The sequence below is a fragment of the Pluralibacter sp. genome (genome assembly GCF_019237635.1).
In the GTDB taxonomy this organism is placed as follows: domain Bacteria; phylum Pseudomonadota; class Gammaproteobacteria; order Enterobacterales; family Enterobacteriaceae; genus Enterobacter_B.
Map to the genome: position 1 here is coordinate 19,647 of NZ_JAFAGS010000185.1, position 21,403 is coordinate 41,049.

General features: G+C 55.9%; 18 protein-coding genes, 1 pseudogene and 1 other annotated feature. Of the genes and pseudogenes, 5 read left to right on the plus strand and 14 right to left on the minus strand.

Annotated features, from left to right (window positions below; genetic code table 11):
* Both ilvB and ivbL read right to left on the minus strand, forming a co-directional pair.
* Window positions 1–1,689 (minus strand): acetolactate synthase large subunit, encoded by a 1,689-nt coding sequence (gene ilvB, locus JO226_RS22425; protein ID WP_296407623.1) that lies wholly within the window; start codon window positions 1,687–1,689, stop codon window positions 1–3.
* A 103-nt stretch (window positions 1,690–1,792) separates the two neighbouring features.
* On the minus strand, window positions 1,793–1,891 hold the full coding sequence (gene ivbL / locus JO226_RS22430) for an ilvB operon leader peptide IvbL (protein ID WP_296407625.1): 99 nt from the start codon (window positions 1,889–1,891) through the stop codon (window positions 1,793–1,795).
* Window positions 1,892–2,208: 317 nt separating this feature from the next.
* Here ivbL and emrD point away from each other — a divergent pair, with 317 nt between their 5' ends.
* Window positions 2,209–3,393 (plus strand): multidrug efflux MFS transporter EmrD, encoded by a 1,185-nt coding sequence (emrD, locus tag JO226_RS22435; protein WP_296407627.1) that lies wholly within the window; start codon window positions 2,209–2,211, stop codon window positions 3,391–3,393.
* Here the strand turns inward: emrD and dsdC are convergent.
* On the minus strand, window positions 3,368–4,321 hold the full coding sequence (dsdC, locus tag JO226_RS22440) for a DNA-binding transcriptional regulator DsdC (RefSeq protein WP_296407629.1): 954 nt from the start codon (window positions 4,319–4,321) through the stop codon (window positions 3,368–3,370). The genes emrD and dsdC overlap by 26 nt on opposite strands.
* Window positions 4,322–4,547: 226 nt before the next feature.
* On the opposite strand from dsdC, the pseudogene JO226_RS22445 reads away from it, so the two are divergent.
* Together JO226_RS22445 and dsdA are read left to right on the plus strand one after the other, a co-directional pair.
* Window positions 4,548–5,372, plus strand: a pseudogene (locus JO226_RS22445) (gluconate:H+ symporter); the annotation flags it as partial.
* Window positions 5,373–5,437: 65 nt separating this feature from the next.
* Complete coding sequence (gene dsdA / locus JO226_RS22450; RefSeq protein ID WP_296407637.1) at window positions 5,438–6,742, plus strand: D-serine ammonia-lyase; 1,305 nt, start codon at window positions 5,438–5,440, stop codon at window positions 6,740–6,742.
* Here the strand turns inward: dsdA and JO226_RS22455 are convergent.
* From JO226_RS22455 to ibpA, 7 genes are all read right to left on the minus strand, one after another.
* Window positions 6,739–7,488, minus strand: coding sequence for an SPASM domain-containing protein (locus JO226_RS22455; RefSeq protein ID WP_296407640.1), 750 nt, complete (start codon window positions 7,486–7,488; stop codon window positions 6,739–6,741). The genes dsdA and JO226_RS22455 overlap by 4 nt on opposite strands.
* Window positions 7,485–7,847 (minus strand): DUF202 domain-containing protein, encoded by a 363-nt coding sequence (locus JO226_RS22460; RefSeq protein WP_296407642.1) that lies wholly within the window; start codon window positions 7,845–7,847, stop codon window positions 7,485–7,487. Before JO226_RS22460 ends, JO226_RS22455 begins: the two co-directional genes overlap by 4 nt.
* Window positions 7,837–8,184 (minus strand): YidH family protein, encoded by a 348-nt coding sequence (locus JO226_RS22465; protein WP_296407644.1) that lies wholly within the window; start codon window positions 8,182–8,184, stop codon window positions 7,837–7,839. The genes JO226_RS22460 and JO226_RS22465 overlap by 11 nt, the downstream gene beginning before the upstream one ends.
* A 63-nt stretch (window positions 8,185–8,247) precedes the next feature.
* Entirely contained in the window at window positions 8,248–9,909 is a 1,662-nt protein-coding gene (locus JO226_RS22470) for a putative transporter (protein WP_296407646.1), read from the minus strand.
* A gap of 92 nt (window positions 9,910–10,001) precedes the next feature.
* Window positions 10,002–10,835: a DNA damage-inducible protein D gene (gene dinD / locus JO226_RS22475; RefSeq protein ID WP_296407648.1), complete on the minus strand. Its 834-nt coding sequence runs from the start codon at window positions 10,833–10,835 to the stop codon at window positions 10,002–10,004.
* 145 nt (window positions 10,836–10,980) lie between these two features.
* Entirely contained in the window at window positions 10,981–11,409 is a 429-nt protein-coding gene (gene ibpB, locus JO226_RS22480) for a small heat shock chaperone IbpB (protein ID WP_296407650.1), read from the minus strand.
* 116 nt (window positions 11,410–11,525) lie between these two features.
* Window positions 11,526–11,939 carry a small heat shock chaperone IbpA gene (ibpA, locus tag JO226_RS22485; RefSeq protein WP_296407652.1) on the minus strand — a complete coding sequence of 138 codons (414 nt, stop codon included), beginning with the start codon at window positions 11,937–11,939 and terminating at the stop codon, window positions 11,526–11,528.
* Window positions 11,933–12,007: a sequence feature (ROSE (Repression Of Heat Shock gene Expression) occurs in the 5'-region of heat shock genes and acts as an RNA thermometer to modulate expression.), on the minus strand. Its footprint overlaps the gene before it by 7 nt.
* A 241-nt stretch (window positions 12,008–12,248) precedes the next feature.
* Here ibpA and JO226_RS22490 point away from each other — a divergent pair.
* Window positions 12,249–12,578 (plus strand): YceK/YidQ family lipoprotein, encoded by a 330-nt coding sequence (locus JO226_RS22490; protein ID WP_296407655.1) that lies wholly within the window; start codon window positions 12,249–12,251, stop codon window positions 12,576–12,578.
* A 1-nt stretch (window position 12,579) separates the two neighbouring features.
* On the opposite strand, the gene JO226_RS22495 is transcribed toward JO226_RS22490, so the two are convergent.
* The 4 genes from JO226_RS22495 to JO226_RS22510 all read right to left on the minus strand — a co-directional run bounded on the left by JO226_RS22495 (window position 12,580) and on the right by JO226_RS22510 (window position 16,726).
* A complete protein-coding gene (locus tag JO226_RS22495) occupies window positions 12,580–13,803 on the minus strand; it encodes a DUF3748 domain-containing protein (protein ID WP_296407657.1) in 1,224 nt (407 codons plus the stop codon).
* A gap of 163 nt (window positions 13,804–13,966) precedes the next feature.
* Complete coding sequence (locus JO226_RS22500) at window positions 13,967–15,103, minus strand: BamA/TamA family outer membrane protein (protein WP_296407660.1); 1,137 nt, start codon at window positions 15,101–15,103, stop codon at window positions 13,967–13,969.
* Complete coding sequence (locus JO226_RS22505) at window positions 15,103–16,146, minus strand: hypothetical protein (RefSeq protein WP_296407673.1); 1,044 nt, start codon at window positions 16,144–16,146, stop codon at window positions 15,103–15,105. The genes JO226_RS22500 and JO226_RS22505 overlap by 1 nt, the downstream gene beginning before the upstream one ends.
* Before the next feature lie 205 nt (window positions 16,147–16,351).
* Window positions 16,352–16,726 carry a hypothetical protein gene (locus JO226_RS22510; RefSeq protein WP_296407662.1) on the minus strand — a complete coding sequence of 125 codons (375 nt, stop codon included), beginning with the start codon at window positions 16,724–16,726 and terminating at the stop codon, window positions 16,352–16,354.
* Window positions 16,727–17,248: 522 nt separating this feature from the next.
* On the opposite strand from JO226_RS22510, the gene JO226_RS22515 reads away from it, so the two are divergent.
* Window positions 17,249–21,403 (plus strand): inverse autotransporter beta domain-containing protein (locus JO226_RS22515; RefSeq protein ID WP_296407665.1); only part of this gene is annotated, 4,155 nt, incomplete at its 3' end.

Here is a 21,403-nt window from a genome sequence, read left to right on the forward strand (position 1 = left end):
TTATTCCCCCACCATCTCAGTATTGGCCGCGCCCGGCGGCACCATCGGATACACTTTTTGTTCAGGGTCGATACGTACGTGGATCAGCGCCGGACCCGGGCGGGCAATCGCCACCTGCAGCGCCGCGTGGGGATCCTCTTCAGCGTTCAGATCGCAGGTATGCAGGCCAAAACCGGCGGCAATCTGCATGAAATTGATGGTCCCAGGATAGGTCGCAGCAAAGACCCCCTGCTTGTAGAACAGACTCTGTTGCTGGTGCACCAGTCCCAGCGCTTCGTTATTCATCAGAATAATTTTTACGTCTAACTGGTTTTCGGCCGCCGTCGCCATTTCCTGAATGTTCATCATCAGGCTGCCGTCGCCGGAAAAACAGATGACTTTGCGATCCGGGTTGGCCAGCGCCGCGCCGATGGCGGCAGGCAGACCAAAGCCCATGGTGCCTAGGCCGCCGGAGGTCAGCCACTGGCGCGGGCGATTCAGCGGATAGGCCTGCGCGGTCCACATCTGATGCTGACCGACGTCGGTGGTGATAATCGCGCTGTCGTCCACGCAGGCCGCCACGGCGTTAATCAGCCCGTAGTGGCTGAGCGGGTCACCCGCGGTTGGGATAGCGCCCGGGAACTCTTTTTGCAGGTCGGCAACCCGCTGACGCCAGTCTTCACGGCTGGCCGCCTCTGTTTGCGGGAGCAACTGCGCCAGGACTTCGGTGACATCGCCCTGAATCGCCACGTGCGGCTGCTTGATTTTACCGAGTTCCGCGCGGTCGATATCCACGTGAATGATCTTCGCGTTCGGACAGAACTGTTCGGTTTTGCCAATCGCCCGGTCATCAAAACGGGCGCCAAGAACAACCAGTAAATCAGCCTCTTGCAGAATGTAGTTGGTGCTGCGCGCTCCGTGCATTCCCAGCATGCCCAATGACAGCGGGTGCGCCTTCGGCAGCATCCCCAACGCCATCAGGGTCATGGTGGTGGGCAGGTTGGCTTTTTCCGCAAGCGTGCGTACCGCGTCAGCGGCGTTAATCGCCCCGCCGCCCAGATACAGCACCGGACGTTTGGCCGCGTTAATCATCGCCGCCGCGTCACGCACGCTTTCAGTACTGAATTGCGGCGCGGGAGCACAACCGCCCGGTTCTGGCAGCACGTCGATGTCGGTCTCTGCGGTCTGGACATCCTTAGGAATGTCTATCCACACCGGGCCTGGACGGCCAGACTGCGCAATGCGGAACGCATCGCTGATAACCTGGGGTAACTCGCTAATATCGCGAACCAAATAGTTATGTTTGGTGATGGGGATAGAGATGCCGTAGGTGTCCACTTCCTGGAACGCATCGGTACCGATCATCGAGGACGGCACCTGGCCGGTAATGCAGATGAGCGGAATGGAGTCGAGGCGCGCGTCGGCAATCGCGGTCACCAGGTTGGTGGCGCCGGGGCCGCTACAGGCCATACAGACCGCCGGTTTGCCCTGCGTGCGCGCCATCCCCTGGGCGATAAAACCAGCGCCCTGTTCATGACGCGCCAGCACGTGGCGAATGTGTTTGCTTTGGCTCAGCGCATCATAGAGCGGCAGCACGGTGCCGCCGGGAATACCGGTAACGGTGGTGATCCCCTGCCGTTCCAGTAAGTGAACGATTAACTGCGCGCCGGTAAAACGCGTCTTTGCGGATGTTGTGCCCGAACTTGCCATGCTCCAGTCCTTCTTCTGAGCCGACTTTCCGGGGGCGCTTTATACGAAAAACCCCGCCCGGTTTGCGCCGGCGGGGTTTTGGAATCGTGTGTTGTTCCGGACCCTACGGCGCATTGCCGACGACCACCACCACACGCACGACGACCACCGCGGCGGGTTGCGCGGTAGCTAGTAGGTTCGTTGCGTTCAGGATGGCGTTCATTAGGGACCATTGGTTTATTTATTGACTGAATTTATACAAACACAGCTTTCATGCTGTCGGCAACTGCTTTATACGCACTGGCGTAAAAATGTGTTGCCGATCACACTTAACAGCGGGCAACTATCCCCCTGTTTAACAGCAAAATCCTTCCATTCAAGCTGGCAACAATTGTTGCCGAGATTTGTTTACAAATTCACGCAATGAATCGTTGTCGGAGAGTTGTTCTGTCATTTTACTGTGGTAGATTCCCCTCGCATTTACGGCATGTGCCAGTCACATATTCTTCAATTTAAACTACTCACAAATTATTCATCGACATGAAAAGGCATAAGAACATCAATTTGTTGTTGATGCTGGTATTGCTGGTGGCCGTCGGTCAGATGGCGCAAACCATTTATATTCCGGCAATTGCCGATATGGCGCGGGAGCTGAACGTGCGTGAAGGCGCGGTTCAGAGCGTTATGGCGGCCTACCTGCTGACCTACGGCGTCTCACAGCTGTTTTACGGCCCGCTGTCGGATCGCATCGGCCGTCGCCCGGTGATTCTGGCAGGCATGACGATTTTTATGTTGGCGACGCTTATTGCCATCACCACCCACAGCCTGACGGTGCTCATTGCCGCCAGCGCCATGCAGGGGATGGGGACCGGCGTCGGCGGCGTGATGGCGCGTACGCTGCCGCGCGACCTCTATCAGGGGACGCAGTTACGCCATGCCAACAGCCTGCTCAATATGGGGATTCTGGTCAGCCCGCTGCTGGCGCCGCTCATCGGCGGGATGCTGGATACGCTATGGAGCTGGCGCGCCTGCTACGCCTTCCTGCTGGTGCTGTGCGTGATAGTCACCTTCAGCATGGCGCGCTGGATGCCGGAAACCCGCCCCAGCGAAGCCCCGCGCACCCGGCTGGTCACCAGCTACAAAACGCTGTTCGGCACCACCGCGTTCAACTGCTATCTGCTGATGCTGGTTGGCGGCCTGGCGGGGATTGCAGTGTTTGAAGCCTGCTCCGGCGTGCTGATGGGCGCAGTGCTCGGTCTCAACAGCATGACGGTCAGTATCCTGTTTATTCTGCCGATCCCGGCGGCGTTTTTGGGCGCATGGGTTGCCGGACGACCGAACAAAGCCTTCCCGACGCTGATGTGGCAGTCGGTCATTAGCTGTCTGGCGGCTGGGATAATGATGTGGGTCCCCGGACTTTTCGGCGTGATGACCGTCTGGACGCTGCTGATCCCTGCCGCGCTGTTCTTCTTCGGCGCCGGGATGCTGTTTCCGCTGGCGACCAGCGGCGCGATGGAGCCGTTCCCGTTCCTCGCCGGTACCGCCGGGGCGCTGGTGGGCGGTCTGCAGAACATCGGCTCCGGCGTGCTTGCCTGGCTCTCGGCGATGCTGCCGCAGACCGGACAGGCCAGCCTCGGCTTGCTGATGATGCTGATGGGACTGCTTATCCTGCTGTGCTGGCTGCCGCTGGCATCGCGCTTTAGCCAGAAACAGCAGACGATTTAACCGGGTTCGCCAGCCCCTGAAGCCAGCTGATAAACGCATCTATCTTCGGCCACTGCCGCCCCGGCAGGGTCGAAATGTAGTAATACTGGTGGCACTTGAGCGTCAGCTCGCCGAAGGGCGCCACCAACTCGCCGCTGTCGAGGCGTTTTTGCACCAGCCGCTGACGCCCCATCGCCACGCCGACGTGGTTGATCGCCGCAATCACCGCTAAATCCGAACGATCGAAGCCAATACCTGCCGATTGCGGCAACGATACCCCCGCATGCTGCGCCCAGCTAACCCACTCGTCTGTCCCTGAATCGTGGCTCCAGGCCTGCCGGTCGTGCAGCAGCGTGCAGTGACGGAGGTTATCCGGGTGGCGCAACAACTCGTGCGTACGGGCATACTCCGGGCTGCAGACCGGCAAAATGGCCTCGTCCATCAAAAAGTGGTGGTTCAGATGCGACGAGGGGGTATCGTCAAAATAGAGCGCCAAATCGATACCGCTGCGCTGTAAATTGACGTCATCGTTACCGGTCAGCATCGTCAGCGATATCGCCGGATAACGGCGGGTAAAATCCCCCAGCGCGGGCACCAGCCAGCACTGGGCGATGGACGGACGGCAATAGACCGTCAGCGTGCCGGACAGCTCCTGGTTTTTGATATCCAGCACCTCCTGGTTCAGCGAATCCAGCGACGCCTTCACCGCCCAGTACACCCGTTTTCCCTCTCGCGTGAGCTCCACTTTACGGTGCGAGCGCACAAAGAGCTGTATGCCCAGCTCGTCCTCCAGCTGATTGATGCGGTGGCTGACGGCGCTTGGGGTCAACGACAGCTCATCGGCCGCCAGCGCAAAAGACTCATGCCGCGCCGCCACCTCGAAGGTATAGAGCTTCGACAGCTGCCAACCGTTCAGCAGGCGGTTTCTGACATCAGTGGCAACATCCATAACGCTCTCCGCAGCGGTTTATTCTGCGGTAATTGTAAAAAAGGCGGGCCAAATACGCAGCAAAAAGATGAATAATATTGAGGCAAAGCAAAAATACACCGCGATTTTAGAACCTCATCACCTGTTTGATTCAATCTAATTCACTTGAATAGCGAATTTCATCGTTTGTCAGCCGACGCCGTTTTTCTGTCCAATAGGGGCAGACAACACACAGACAAGGTGGGATATGGAATCGCAAATTTGGGTTGTGAGCACTCTGCTTATCAGCATCGTGTTGATTGTATTGACCATTGTAAAATTAAAATTACACCCGTTTCTGGCGCTGCTGCTGGCGAGCTTCTTCGTTGGCGCCATGATGGGCATGAGCCCGATCGCGATGGTCAACGCCATCGAGGTGGGGATCGGCGGCACGCTGGGCTTCCTCGCAGCGGTGATCGGCCTTGGAACGATTTTGGGCAAAATGATGGAAGTGTCCGGCGCGGCGGAACGTATCGGCCTGGCGCTACAGCGTTGCCGCTGGCTGTCGGCTGACGTCATCATGGTGTTGGTGGGGCTCATCTGCGGCATCACGCTGTTCGTCGAAGTGGGCGTGGTGCTGCTGATCCCGCTGGCGTTTTCTATCGCCAAAAAGACGAATACCTCGCTGCTGAAACTGGCGATTCCGCTGTGTACCGCGCTGATGGCCGTTCACTGCGTGGTGCCGCCGCACCCGGCGGCGCTGTATGTCACCAACAAGCTCGGCGCGGATATCGGCACCGTTATCGTCTACGGTCTGCTGGTCGGCTTGATGGCGTCGCTGGTGGGTGGGCCGCTGTTCCTGAAGCTGCTCGGCAACCGTCTGCCGTTTAAAACGGTACCCGCAGAGTTTGCTAACCTTGAAGTGCGCGAAGAATCTTCGCTGCCGTCGCTGGGCGCGACGCTGTTTACCGTCCTGTTGCCTATCGGCCTGATGCTGGTGAAAACCATCGCCGAGCTGAACATGGCGAAAAGCGGCTCGCTGTATATGATGCTGCAGTTTATCGGCAACCCGATCACCGCGATGTTTATCGCCTCGATACTGGCGCTGGCCGCGACATTCCTGCTTTCTTTCATCATCTGAGCGCAAAGAGACGTATTATGAACAACGCTGAAATGACTACCTTGTTGGCTAACTATCCTCTGGTGGAGGATCTGATCGCCCTGAAGGAAACCACCTGGATTAACCCCCGCGCCACCACGCTTGCCGAAGGGCTGCCCGCCGTGGGATTAACCGACGCGGACGTCCAGGACGCGCATGCCCGGCTGGCGCGCTTTGCGCCGTACCTGGCGCAGGCGTTTCCCGAAACCGCGGCGACAAACGGCATTATCGAGTCTGACGTGGTGGCCATTCCGGCCATGCAGCGCAGGCTGGAAAAAGAGTATGGCGCCCCGCTCGGCGGCACGCTGCTGCTGAAAAAAGACAGCCACCTGCCTGTCTCCGGCTCCATCAAAGCCCGCGGCGGTATTTATGAAGTACTGGCGCACGCCGAAAAGCTGGCGCTGGCGGCTGGCATTTTGTCGCTGGACGATGACTACAGCAAGCTGCTAGCCCCGCAATACCGCGACTTCTTTAGTCAGTACAGCATTGCGGTCGGCTCCACCGGCAACCTCGGCCTCTCCATCGGCATCATGAGCGCCCGTATCGGCTTTAAGGTGACGGTGCATATGTCGGCAGACGCCCGTGAGTGGAAAAAAGCCAAACTACGCAGCCACGGCGTCACGGTGGTGGAATACGAGCAGGATTACGGCGTCGCGGTCGAGCAAGGGCGCAAAGCGGCCGAGTCCGACCCGAACTGTTTCTTTATTGATGACGAAAACTCCCGCACGCTGTTCCTCGGCTACGCGGTCGCCGGGCAGCGCCTGAAAGCACAATTTGCCCAACAGGGCCGCGTGGTGGACCACGAACATCCGCTGTTTGTCTACCTGCCCTGCGGCGTGGGCGGCGGCCCTGGCGGGGTGGCCTTTGGCCTGAAGCTGGCGTTTGGCGATGATGTGCATTGCCTGTTTGCCGAGCCGACACACTCGCCGTGCATGCTGCTGGGCGTCTATACCGGGTTACATGACGGTATCGCGGTTCAGGATTTAGGGATTGATAACCAGACGGCGGCCGATGGGCTGGCGGTCGGACGCGCCTCCGGGTTCGTGGGCCGGGCGATGGAGAAACTGCTCGACGGCTTCTACACCCTGGACGATCAGACGATGTACGACATGCTTGGCTGGCTGGCGCAGGAGGAAGGAATTCGCCTGGAACCTTCGGCGCTGGCGGGCATGGCGGGCCCGCAGCGAGCAGGCGTGGGGCTGGCCGGTACGCACGCGCATCAGGCGACGCACCTGGTCTGGGCCACTGGCGGCGGTATGGTGCCGGAAGACGAGATGGCGCGCTATCTGTCCCGCGGACGCTAAATCGGCTGCTGGCGCAGCATCGCCATGAGCTCCATCGGCGAGCGATGCTGCGCCAGAAGGTCACGCATAACGCGCATATAGGGCGCGCTCCAGGTGAAAAAATCCTGATAGCCTTCACAGAGCGCGCTGCGCCCGTCCGCCATCCGGTGCTTCGGGCAATCCCCATTACACAGTCTGAGCGCCGGACAACGCTGGCACTCCTCGGGAAGCGCCTCAGTAGCCATTCTGGCGCCAGTACCACGCCAGACCGCAAGCGCATCATCAAACACCTGCACTGATACCCGCCCCACATCCTCTCGCACCCAAAGCTCAAATACCGAACGTAAAAAAACGCCCCAGCGTTGCGTATTCACCCCTGAAGCCATCTCATGAATATGGACCTGCGGCAAAAGATGAATCACCGTTGCTCCCAGGTTTCGCCAGTACCGGTATCGCGCCTGAGGGGTATCGCTATTATCCCGCGTCACCCAGGCCAGTAACGTAAACGCCACAGCATGGTGACGAAGCCTTTCCATCGACGTCGTGAGCGCTTCTGATGCGACCTCCCCGTCAAGAGAGACTATCACCGCCCCAGGACGGGTTTTCAATGACTGACATGCTTCATCTGTCAGCACCGTCTCCGGCAAGCAGAGCAGTGTCATATCCCGCATGGTGAACGCGGGTGATGGGGTGAGGTAGATACCGTTGCGGCAATAGTGATTAGCGCATAAACAAGGCTGCTCTGCCCAGGGTTGACCTCCTGTCATATGAGTCCCTCGATAAACAAAATGAGTTGTCGTAGATGAGTTACAGAAAACAGTAATGCGAGGGAAAGCACTGCGAGGGAGATCAAAAATTTGTCACGCACCGCGCGGGGCTGGGCGAAATCGCTGCGCGTGACGTCCATCAGATTGCGATTGCGGGTGTAGCGCCAGAGGATCAGCGCCACCACCGCCAGCACCCCAATCGATATCCAGAACGGCAACCCCGCCCGGTGCCAGCTGTGTTTTATCGCCAGCGCCATCAGCGCGCCATAGCCCAGCAGCGTACGAAACCAGGCCAGCGAGGTACGTTCGGGTTGAAGCCCGGGGTCGCTCTCCCGCCGCGCCTTGCGGTTAGCCGCCATACAGCACCAGCGCGATGACCACCGCCGCCACGATCAGCAGGGTAACGCTAATCACCAGCAGCCCCCGGGTGTAGGGTAAATCCTCTTTCAGACGCATCGCCTTTTCGTTGTTCAGCCAGCGCAGGTAGCCGTAAATCGCCAGCACGCCCGCGAACAGGCACAGCAGCAGGGCCAGCACTTCACGAATCAGCGGGGTAGCGAAATCAGGCGCCAGCTGATCGAGGCCGACGCCTGCCGCCAGAAAACCGAGGGCAGTGCGGATCCACGCGAGAAACGTGCGCTCATTAGCCAGCGAGAAGCGGTAGTCCGGCGCTTCGCCGAGGCGGGATATCTTCATGGGGGTTCCTTGTGTCGGCTCAACCCCCTCACCTTAGCATTGCCGACTGATCCGGATAAACTGCTAACTTATCCCCCAGAACACCACCGCCAGTAGCTGCGGGGTGATAATGCGCAGGAACATCACCAGCGGGTACACCGTGGCATAAGAGAGCGCGGCCGCGCCGCTGGTGGCATGCAGATTATTGGCAAACGCCAGCGCTGGTGGGTCAGTCATCGACCCGGCCAGCATACCGCACAGCGTCAGATAGTTCATTTTCGCGAATATTCGCGCCAGAATGCCGACCATTAGCAGCGGGATCGCTGTAATAAAGATACCGTAACCGATCCAACTCAGGCCGTCGCCCTGAGTCAGCGTAGCGATAAAGTCCCCGCCGGATTTGAGGCCGACCACCGACAGAAACAGCACAATGCCCAGCTCGCGCAGCGCGAGGTTAGCGCTCGGCGGCATAAACCAGTACAGCTTGCCGATGCTGCCGATTCGCCCGAGAATCAGCGCCATGATAAGCGGTCCGCCCGCCAGCCCGAGCTTCAGCGCCACCGGGAAGCCGGGAATAAACAGCGGCACCGAGCCCAGCAGCACGCCGAGGCCGATCCCGATAAACACCGGCAGCATCTGCACCTGCTGCAACTTTTGCTGCGCGTTGCCAACCTCTGCCGCCACGGCATCAATAGAGGCCGGACGTCCCACCAGGTTAAGGATATCGCCAAACTGCAGGCTGGCATCGCTGCTGGCCACCAGCTCAATGCCCGCGCGGTTGAGCCGGGAGATAACCACGTCATAGCGCTGCTTGAAGTGCAGATCGCGGATTTTTTTCCCCAGCACCTTCTCGTTGGTCACCACCACGCGCTCGACGCGTAAATCCGTCCCCCGCGTGGACAGTGAGGTATCCACCTCTTTGCCGATCACCAGCAGCGCGTTATGTAAATCCGCTGGCTGTCCTACCAGGTGCAGCAGATCGCCGGTCTGGATAAGCGTCACGGGCGACGGCACCATCAGCATGTCATCGCGTTTAAGCCGTGAGCAGATGATTTTATCGCTATTGAGGACCGGTACGTCCTGAATGGCGAGGTTATTGAGGTTCGGGTTCTCGACGCGGATGTTGATGGTCTGCAGGTGCGCATGCCCGCTACCCGCATGTTCGTCAAACTGCTGCGCCTCTTTTTCGATGTTGATGCGAAAGAACAGGCGTACCAGCCACATGGTCAGCAGAATGCCGCAAATCCCAAACGGATAGGCCATGGCGTAGCTCATGCCCATTTGGTCGACCACGGCAAAAGGCTGGCCGAGATCGCGCAGAATCTGTTGTCCGGCGCCCAGCGCAGGGGTGTTGGTGACCGCCCCGGAGAAGATCCCCAGCACCACCGGCAGCGGGATATTAAAAAGTTTGTGCAGCAGCGCTGTGACCAGCCCGCCGAGAATCACAATCATAATGGCGAAGAGGTTCAGCCTGAGGCCGGACACCCGCAGCGAGGCAAAAAAGCCCGGTCCTACCTGAATGCCTATCGTGTAAACGAACAGGATCAGGCCGAACTCCTGGATGAAGTGCAGCATCGGGCTGCTGAGGGCTATCCCGGCCTGATCAACAAAATGCCCGACAATGATGCCGCCAAACAGCACCCCGCCAATGCCAAACCCCACTCCACGAATCTTAACATTGCCAATCCACAGCCCGACCACCGCGACCAATGCCAGCACGCTGACGGTCAATGCTATATCACTCATAGTATTTTCCCTGTGAATAACATTATTACTACCGGGGATTCTGGCAGAGTGGCTAAATGATGTATGCGTGATGGCGCACAATTACCCTTTTATCAGGCCTTTCCGGGCTTTTTCGCCAGTTTCTTAACCTGCGATTGAAGCTGCTGAATGCTATTTTCCGGGACGGGGAGATTTTCCGGCATCGTTCCACCCAGCTCGTTGCTTGTCTGACGCACCTTCTGCCCTACGGCGTAGTGCGTCTGGTTAGCGATATCCCGCGACATTACGTTATCTCGCCGTAGTTTATCCTCTGTTTGCGTCGTTCTGAACAGGTTTGCTGCCAGCTCTGTCGACCCCATATGATCCAAGATCTTCTGGTTTTTCCCCAACCCCTTGCGTTCATGAATCGCCCGCTGATCGAGTCCGCCATAGAGGCCTTTGTAGCCATGATTCTGGAAAATGGCAAAATCCAACGTAGTCGCGACCCCCGCCTTATGCGCTGCCTTCACCAGGTACTTGTTGTGTTCTTTCAGTTCACTTCGCAGGAAAAGCCGCTTTTCATCTTCACGCAACTGCCTGAAATGCTCATCATCCGCCAACTCCTGCCGACGAGTCTGCATCGCAAAATAGGTTTGTCCGGCGGCGATCACCGGCTTCCCTGGGTCACCATTCTGCACGACGAGATAGCAGGCATAGCGTGATAGTTTGAAATCTTTGAGTTTTCTAGAAGCCCCGGAGCCAATCTTAACCATAACGAGGACCCCCTCGAAATGGTCATCAGCCCGTTGCCCGCTATTGCTACAGGACTCCATTGCCTTTTCAAGAACAGGGTTAAAATGCCGGAATTCGGAGTAGCCCAGCACCTTTGCCAGCGCCCGTGCTGACCAGTACTCCTGGTCATCTTCATCCTGTAATTTCATCGCATCAAAAGGTTGGTGATCGGTCATTGCGTTCTCCTTGTGAAATCCCAATAAATCCACATAAAACACTCTGTTTTTAAAATGAAAACACGTTTGCAGCAAGGTGATTTATTGAGCGAAGACGCACAAAAAAGCCCCGGAAATCGGGGCCTTATAAGGAAAATCTAATAAATCAGCTGTTCAGCGCTGGGCGCTCGCTGATGGCGATACGCTGTGGGGCTATCGCTTCCGGCTCATTGCGGGTCAAGTCGATATGCAGCAGACCGTTAGTAAAGGTCGCGCCCGCGACTTCCATATGTTCAGCCAGTGTAAAACTCAGGCTGAACGGCTGGGTGACCAACCCCTGGTGCAGCCATTTTGGCTCTGACTCCGGTTTTACCGGCGAACCTTTAATCGTCAGACGAGTACCTTCCAGCTGGACGTCTAAATCTTCCTGACGGAACCCGGCCAGCGCCAGCGTGATGCGATAGTGGTTATCGTCGCTTTTTTCGATGTTGTACGGCGGGAAACCTTGGGTTTCACCAGTATTCAACATGGCGTTCGCCAGTTTGTCGAAGCCAATCCACTGACGCAGCATGGGGGATAAGTCGTAGTTACGCATGATGTTTCTCCTTCTGAGAAGCGAGTAGTGTCCTGCAAGCCTCGCGGCTCGCATATGCTCCCTTACGGCAAGCATGAGGTATAAGGGCAGCGGCATCGCCACCCAACGGGGATCCGTTAGTTAATTTCGATACGGCGCGGTTTGTTCGCTTCCGGAATGACGCGCTGCAAATCGATATACAGCAGGCCGTTGACCAGGTTAGCGCCCTTCACGTGGATATTTTCCGCTAACTGGAATTTGCGCTCAAAGTTGCGCTCGGCGATACCCTGATAGAGATAGGTACGCTCTTTTTGCTCGGCGGCATGAGCGCCTTTTACAAGTAACAGGTTGTCCTGCGCGGTAATATCCAGTTCGTTTTCAGCGAAGCCGGCCACCGCAATCGCGATGCGGTAGTGGTTTTCGTCCACCAGCTCGACGTTATACGGAGGGTAGCCGCCATTACTCTGGCTCTGGTTGCTTTCCAGCAGGTTAAACAGGCGGTCAAAACCAATTGCAGAACGGTACAGCGGAGAAAGATCGAAGTTACGCATAATAAAAAGCTCCTGAAATCAGCGAGAATTCACTGACCTTCCACAATGGACAGGTCGAAAGTGCCCGGAACACCCATCTGGCGAGTTCCTCTGGTGGGTCACACTCATAAAATGGGTTTACCGGAACGTTTTTCAAGGGAATCTGTCTTACTTTTTTTGCACTTTCCAGCGTAACGCTTAGACTGATATGCAGCATGAAAAGCCAAATTGCGAGCGTCGCCACAGTGCAGCGATTCGGGGCTATTTATTTTTGTAGCGGGCCGCTATTTACCCAATGGATGGACAGACAGCAACAATGATAACAACGCGATGAAAAACGATCTGTTAAAGCTGACGGTCTTCTCCGGCATGGTGATGCTGGGAGGATGTTCAAGCGTGATGTCACATACTGGCGGAAAAGAAGGGACGTACCCGGGCACGCGCGCCAGCGCGACAATGCTGGGCGATGACGACACCAACTGGGGCACCAAATCGCTGGTGGCGCTGGATATGCCGCTTACGGCGATGCTGGATACGCTGCTGCTGCCCTGGGACATGTTCCGTACCGATACCTCGGTAAAATCGCGCGTGGAAAAAAGCGAGCGCGATACGATGGCGACAAATGCGGTGGTTCCGCCAGCCTCAGGGCCAGCGCAATAAGCTAACGTTGGGTCTGCGTGACCCACAGCTGACGATAGCCGTCGACGTCCGCCATCCACGCGATAAGCGCCCCATCCGGCGAAAAGACTACTGCATCCGCTGAAGGCGGATTTCCGTGATCGGCCGTCAAAAAGGTTATCTCTCCCGTTTGCGCCTCACACAGCGCGATGCGGTTCTCCAGCACAAACCCCAGCCATTTCCCTGACGGGTGCCAGTTAAACGCAGACTGAATGCCGCTTGTGTTCGTCACCTGACGAAGATTTCCGCCCTGCGGTGAAATGCACCACAGCTGCACTAAGCCGGTATCGTCCCGCATTAAAAAGGCCAGCGTATCGCCCTGCGGGTTGCTCCGCACCCAGTGCCGGGGCTGGCTCGCCAGTCCCGGATATCGATTCTGATGGGTAAAGGTTAAACGCCGTTGTATCACGCCTGCAGGCGGCGCGGGCATCGTATTTGTCGTTCCCTGCAACGGCGCCTCGCCTGCACGTTTCCAGCTCAGCTCATCTTTCGGCAAATCGACAATAAACAGCTCTGGCACCTTTTCGCCGCGCGCGGACAGCGTATCGCCGATAAACGCCAGCCGGTCATTGCCCACCCACCCTTCTTCATAGGCGCGGTTGATGTCATCGCTGCCCGGCGCAGGCGTTGGCGTCGTGCGGCTGACCAACACGCACCAGCGGCTGCCGCCGTAGTTTCGCGGATGAGCCCCTGCCGGAGAGACCGGACCAAACGGCGCCGCGACGCCGACATTGCGTAAATCCAGCGTCGGGGAGTACTCGTGCAGCACGTGATCGTTATAGGTAAAGCTGACGAACTGTCCGTTCGGGCTAAAGACGTGAACGTGGCTGCCGCCACGCAGGGCGCCCGGTGTGTAAGGCGCGGTGATATCCATCGCGTCCAGATTGCTGGCCAGCCCCTGCTGCACAATGACGCCCTGCCGATGGTGAAAATCGTACTGCCAGTCTGCATCAGGGTTTTCCGGTCCGTGGATAAAAACGTATTGCTCGTCCGTTGGATGAACCGTCACCACGCCAACATGCGCCCCGTTGGCGGCGCGATAAATGACGTCAACCTCACCCGTGTTGACGTTCACCCGCTCGATGGTTTCACCGGTAAACGATGCGCCGGAGGGGCGCACGTCATAGGCAAGCCAGTTGCTGTCTGGTGTCCAGGTACTGGTATTGGTGAGCTGATGGTTGCGGGAAGCGAAGGTGATTTGTTTCATGGGGAGACCCTGATGCGCAGTTATCGCATCAGGGTATCGCACGGCGCGCATTTCGCCCACCCGTTTTAATGACTCCACGATGAGGAATACAGTGAACACTCGTCAACATTCAATACCGTCTCAAGGGTAAACAGCTGGCCACTGGATCGCCGATGTAACAAACTCAAAAGGCCTCGCCGACCTGAAAGTAAAACCCGCTGCTGCCCTTACCGATGCCGTAATCAAGACGGACGTTCACCCGTGGTTTAAATTCAAAGCGATAGCCTACCCCGGCGGAGGGCAGCCAGCGTCCGTCATCCAGCGCATGAAACGAAGACCCCATCGTCCCGGCCCCAACCCAGCCGACAACGCCGTGGCGCCAGTCCAGCTTGCGGCGATACTCCAGCTGGCCGCTGAGCGTGTTTTTATCGCGATAGCGCCCCTCGTAATAACCGCGCATCCGCTGGTTACTGCCCAGCAGCGGCAGCATCGTCCATGGCACCTCTCCCTGGGTAAAAGCGCCATCAATCTCCCAGGCCAGCACGCTTTTCTCATTCAATGCGTCGTAGCGGCTGTAGTGCAGCTGGTATTCATCAAAGCGCGTGTCACTGCCGACATCGGGCGTGTAGCGGGTATAGCGCGCATCGGCATACTGGCCTTTGCGCGGGTTGGCGACAAAATCGCGATCGTCCCAGCTCAGCGCGATGCTGCTACCGGAGTTGAAAACGGACTCCCCCTGCGCGGTCTGCTCTATCTTCGCCGGGTCATTGCTGTCTATCTGCGCAGCGTGCTGCGTCGCCAACGACCAGCCCACGCCCAGATACACGTGCGGCGCCAGGCGGCGGTAAATCGTCGGGCGCAGGTTCAACACCTGCGAGGTATATTTTTGCTTTGCGCTGTCTTTATCGCCCGCCGCGAACCCCTGCCCCCAGTAGTACGTCGGTGTATCGCTCAGCGCGCCTTCCAGAAATAAACGCCAGCGATCGTCGGCGAAAAAAGCATAATTCGCCATATTTATGCCAAACGCGCCGGTGGCGCTGAAATAGCCACTGAGCGACAGCGTTGAGTTCTGACTGACGCGGTCGCTGGAGTCCGGGCGGTACATCCCGACCACCGCAGCACCGATTCCAGGCCCCAGCTCCGGCGTATAAAACGGGCCGGGCATAACGCCCCAGTCAATCCCCTTCGCGGCATCAAAATGGTCCCCCGCGCCGAGGCTATTGAGCCAGCCGTCCACCTGTTCGCGGCTCGGCAGCGTGGCCTGCGCCGGGCCTGTCAGCACACAGGACGCACACGTCAGAACAACAGTTATCCTGCGCATCAGAAGCGGTATTCACCGGCCACAAAGAAGCTGTTGCGCTCGGCAAAACCGATTTCCGTAGTGACGTTAAAATAGCGGGTAATTTCATACTGGGCTCCCAGCAAGACGTTCCATGGCGACTGCAGGTGCTGCTTGACGTCAAAGCGCCCGTTGTCGTGCTGGTTTGCCAGGTTGACCATGCTTTGCAGCGCCTGTGACGGCATGGTGAGATCGCTCAGGCTCCCTTTAAACTCCTGCTGTACGTCCTGATACATGCTCCCGACCCATACGTTCAGCTTGCCGGAGGGCAGGTGGATAGTATCCACTGCGGGCGTGGTGAAGCGATAACCCACACGCGGCGAAAAGGTAAAGGCGTTAATGCTGCCGTCGAGGATGTCAAAGCGCGTCTGGGTATAGTTACCGTCCATCAAAGCGAACCCGTTGCCGATGCCGCCGACAAGCGTCATTCCCACCCCGTAGGTGGTGCCTTTAAAATCGAGCCTGAAGTCCAGATTTTGCAAATTTTTCGGGTGGACAGTGCCCGCTTTCGGCAAATCGACGCCAACGCCTATCTGCGATATCGAGTGTCCTTCAGTATGGCCGACCAGGCCATAGACGTTCATAAAAGGCAGCAGCCACGCATCCAGCTTAAGCGTTTCCGTTTTACTGTTCTCGCGCGTTTTTCCGACATCAATTTTAAAAGCGTTACCCAGCGGAACAGGACCATTGCCGAAGATTTTATTAAAAGCGCGCTGACAGGTACGGGTTTTACATTGAATATTACCGCCATCTAATGACAGACCGTTAAAATTGATGCTGTCCACATCAATATTCTGTCTAATATTCATGTAATTTATATTTACACCGAAAGGCTCCGGCAAGTCATAGCCTCTGGCGCGTGCGTCGTCGCCTAAAAATGGCAATAAAGAATGGTTAACCGGCGGCTTTTCAGGTTGTTGGGCACCAACTCCAACCTGCTGATTATCATCATGATAGCTATAAAGCGGCGTCAGAGCTTCTGTATTATCGGATGCGGATAAGGCCTGAAAAGACATAAAGACCATCAGCGCCAGCACTGAACGGATGTCTGTTTTAATATTATCCATGTAAATATATTAGCAAGCTAAAAGTGTGACAAGAAGGGGCGAGAATATAGGAACTGGTGATGTAAAAGAGGGATTAATGTGCGTATTAACATCCCATAACAAAAAAATGGAGCAATGAAAACTCTGTACGGTTAACGTTATAATCTTCACCTCAATTCAAAAGTCACTTTAAGATCGGTAATGAGTTTTCGATACCGACATTCCTGAATAAATCGATGAGATCCAGTTCCAGCCAGGGATGTTGGGGCTTAGCGACAGCAAAGAGATTACGGTATGCACGCAAACTGTCCTGATCGATATCACTGAAATCAAATCCAGCAAGAATTCTGTCGTCGCGACTGTCCTCGACCTGCTCAGCCATCATTCTTTTGATTTGTTCTTCAGAACAATGGCAATCCCCCTCATGGCGCCGGATGTATGTCTCCGTCATCGGTTGGTTGCTGAGATAGATCGGCTTGTGCTCCCGTCTTGCAGCCCGAATATCGATAACAATGACCGATTTATTATCAAGATTTATTGTCTGAACAGTAGCACCCATTCAGGGCGTGTGCGTCGGGATGAAGGGGGCGGTTTACGCTTTCTGGGGGCTTTGCTGCTAGCCATATCAATGAGTTCCTGCAAAAATTAACATATCGCAGAGTATAAGTCCGTGTGCCGGTCATGAACGCCATCGGAACGGCGAAGCCGTGACGCTCGCCCTGAAAGGGCGCTACCGTTCTGGTTAGGAATCTGGAAAAGTGCTTTAAAAATATCCTGACCATGAATGTTGTTTAAATTTAAATATGTCGCCCTTCGTTATATTTTCATCATATTTTCATCAGGATCTTCCTTTAATTAACCTCTTTAATAGCTTAACCGTGGGCCTGGCAAGGTGTTGGCAGATGACAGACTGTTACTGCTTGGCTGCGTCGAAGTTCGTGTCCTGAGAGGGAAACTGATTTACCTTAATTCGACAGGTATTATTTATTTGTGTAAAACCATACATGTATTTACAGGGTTGAAATACATTAAAAACGCAATAATAACATCATCATGTTGAACAGATGAAAAGTAAATCACCATGAACAATTTCATTGAGATATTTTTGTTTATCATTTCAAGGGCAATTAAAATTATTGGAGACATTATTAACACCCTGTTACATCCATTTCATTTCTTTTTCCCCAAGAAAAGGTTTCAACCCCCAGAAACACCACCACCCTTAATAAATAAAAATAATGAAAAATATCCCAAAAAAGGTGATGCCTCTGTAAGGAACGTAATCTTCATTATCGATTTATATAACAATCAGTTGCATGAAAAAAATATTAATATGGATAACCTGATAAAATACCTGAGCTATATTCTATCCTGGAGGCACAGAAGGGCCTCCGGTGAGGTACCCGCTCCAGCCGAACGCAGACAGTGGCGCAGGGCATGGGTGTGTCTTTTGCTGCAGCTTTTTTCCATCACTTCACCCGTCGTCGCTGCGGTAACCACTCCGCAACCGTCCGCCTGGGCGAGCGACCTGCTGAACCGCCCGGCACAGGTGTATCAGCTGGCCCCCGGAGAAACCAGCGAAATGATTGCGGAGCGCCTTGGCTTGACGCTTCCACAGCTGCAGACTTACAACCAGTTCCGTAGCTTCAGCAAACCCTTCGCCCACTTATCCGCTGGTGATGAACTGGATATTCCCGCTTCCGGGATGAAAATAACACCGTCTTCAGCGCTGACGCCTTCCGCTCCCCCTTCCGCAGAAAAAACCGCTGACCTCACGGGCGATGACTCTACGGCCCGCCTGGCTGGCCAGTTGAACGGTCTCGCAGGAATAGCCGCCAGCGGTGACATATCGAACGCCGCTACAGAGGCAGCACGCTCGGCTATAACCGGAACTGCCAGTCAGACGATTGAGCAGTGGTTGGGTCAGTTTGGTACGGTTCAGGCACAGCTAAGTATGAACGACGACTGGCGCCTGGAAGATAGTAGCATTGACTGGCTGGTTCCCCTGTATGAGACCCCGGGTAATCTCCTTTTCACCCAGTTGGGCTGGCGGAACAAGGACGACCGTAACACGGTGAACCTGGGTCTCGGCATGCGCCTGTTTACGACTGACAGTATGGTTGGCTTCAACAGCTTCTATGACGCCGATATCACCGGCGATAACCGTCGTCTGGGTCTTGGTCTGGAGTACTGGCGTGACTATATCACTGCATCTGCCAATGGCTACTTCCGCCTGACAGACTGGCACCAGTCCATAGATTTTGCAGATTATGACGAGCGGCCAGCTAACGGCTGGGATATCCGACTGAATGGCTGGCTGCCAGCATATCCGCAGATCGGCGGCAAGCTGGTTTATGAGAAGTATTACGGTGAGAGTGTGGCCCTGTTCGGTAGCGACGACAGCCAACGACAGAAAAACCCCTATGCCATAACGACGGGAATTCACTGGACACCGTTCCCTCTGCTGACCGTTGGGCTTGACCACCGCGCCGGAGAAGATGACCAGAAAGAAGCCAGTATTAACTTACAGCTGACCTGGAAGCCTGATGAATCCTGGGGTTCTCAGATATCATCGTCCGAAGTAGACGGCATGCGTCGCCTGAGCGGGAGCCGTCATAACCTGATAGACCGTAATAACAATATTATTCTGGATTATCGTAAGCAGATGCTGATTAAATCCAGCGTAGGACCGTCAGCGATTAAGGATGTACCAGGCAGTGCGCACAGCGTGACTGTACAGGTTAACAGTAAATATCCGCTCCAACAGGTGAGCTGGGACAATGCCGCGTTTCTCGCAGCCGGAGGCACCTTCACGCAGACGGATATAACCCAGGCGAGACTGACACTGCCCGCACACCGGGCTTCACAGACCAGTGTTGGTGTCATGAAACAGACCATGGTTCCCGTCACCAACTTCTATGTTCTGACTGCCACAGCGGTGGATAACAACGGCAACCGAGGTACACCGCAGGAACTGACAGTCGAAGTGCTACCACCACAATTAAGCTTCAGCGGTGAGATGATGGTGACTGGAGACAATGCTCCTGCTGACGGCAAAACACCAGTGACCGTTATCGCGACAGTACTGGACAGCAACGGAGCGCCGTTTGCCGACCAGACGGTAAATATGAAAGTCGTGTATGCGGATGGAAGTGAACATGTACGAGATACTGTAACAGATGCGAAGGGGCAGACACAGAATGCGATTACTTCGACAGTATCAGGAAAAGCCACAGTGACCGCCACGGCAGGTAATATCAGCCAGCAAAGCATCATCACTTTCACGGATATCGCTATCTCGGCGGAGCGTTCTTCACTGACCGTCAGTCCAGACACGATTGTGGCTGATGGAGTGTCCTTCAGTACCCTGTCACTGGCGGCAAATAATCAGAGCGGACAGCCACAGAGTGGGCTGAATGATGTCATTTTCCGTGTTACAGGCGTGGATGGAGCTTCAGTAACACGCACTGAAGAGATCTCTCCTGGAGTGTATGTTGCCAGATTGTCCGGAACGCAAGCCGGGCAGGTGCAGGTGACCCCTGCGACCACGGGTATAACCTTTACTGAACTTACCAGGACAGTCACGCTGACTGGCAATGATGCCACCGCGGGCATCGCCCCCGGCGCCCTGAGCGTGCTGAACGACGGCGCGAAGGCCGACGGTGCGGCGCAGAACCGCGTGCGCGCCACGGTGGCCGACGCCAACGGCAACCCGCTGGCCGGCCAGACCGTGAGCTTCAGCGCCGACAACGGCGCGAGCATCGCCGTCTCCGGGATCACCGGCGCCGACGGCGGCGTCACGGTCTCCCTCAGCAGCACCGTGGCGGGAGCCAGCACGGTCACCGCCTCGGTGAACGGCAGCGGCCAGACCGTGACGGTGAACTTCGTCGCGGACGATGCCACTGCGGGCATCGCCCCCGGTGCCCTGAGCGTGCTGGTCGACGGCGCGAAGGCCGACGGCACGGCGCATAACCGCGTGCGCGCCACAGTGACCGACGCCAACGGCAACCCGCTGGCCGGTCAGACGGTGAGCTTCAGCGCAGATAACGGTGCGGTGATCGGCGCTTCATCTACCACCGATGTAAATGGTGAAACTACGATGCCCCTGAAAAGTGTTACCAGCGGTCAGAGTAAAGTCACCGCCTCTTTCAATGGCAGTTCTCAGGAAGTCATCGTTAATTTTGTCGCTGGAGATGCAGATACCGCAACCTCAACGATATCGGCGACTCCAGTGTCTGTTGTCGCCGATGGGACCAGTGAGTCGGTCATTATTCTGACGTTGAAAGATATCAATGGTAATGCAGTGGTGGGTCAGTCAGTTGCCTTTAGTAGCAGTCTGGCGGGGTCTTTTGTGGGAAATGTCACGGATCACGACGACGGGACCTACACAGCTGCATTGACGGGGAGAAAAATCGGTCAGACAAATATCACCGCACAAGTCAATGGAAGTGCATTTAGTGTTACTCCTGCCGTTGTCACCCTGGTGGCGGGAAATCCTGATGCGGCACACTCCTCGCTGGTTTCGGGGTCAGGCAGCATCCTGGCAGATGGCAACGCTTCCGCACGCCTGACAATAACGCTGAAAGATATTTATGATAATGTCGTAACCGGACAGACAGTGAATTTTATCAGTAGTTTACAGGGGACAACTGTTGGTAACGTGACCGACAATGATGATGGGACTTATACCGCAGATCTAACAGGAACCAGCGAAGGAATCACCAGTATAACTGCGCTGGTAAATGGTAGCGCGTTTAGTGTGCCAGCTGTTTCAGTGGAGTTGATTGCAATACTCACCCTGAGTACAAATGGTAAAAACTATAGCTCGACATCAGGTTTCCCGGGGACAGGGTTCCGGAATGCCGATTTCCAGATACTGCTGAACGGAAGCGTACCGGCAAATTATACCTGGTCTTCAAACCGTCCATGGGTACAGGTGAGCAATAATGGTAAGGTTACTCTTGCCGGAACACCTTCGGGGGGGAGTAAAACCGTAACCCTGACAGGAAACTCAAGTTACGGAGGTACACCGCAGGTGTATACCTTCACGGTCAATCACTGGTTTACCACACCAGGGAATCTGAAAATGAATGGAAATGATGGGCGTGATTATTGCTCAAGCAACGGAGCCGTACAAATATCCGCTATTGACGGGGACGATGTATTCCAAGAATGGGGAGGGCTAAACGCCTACCCAGCATCAGACTTTGGTACGGTAGCCGATAGTGAATTTATT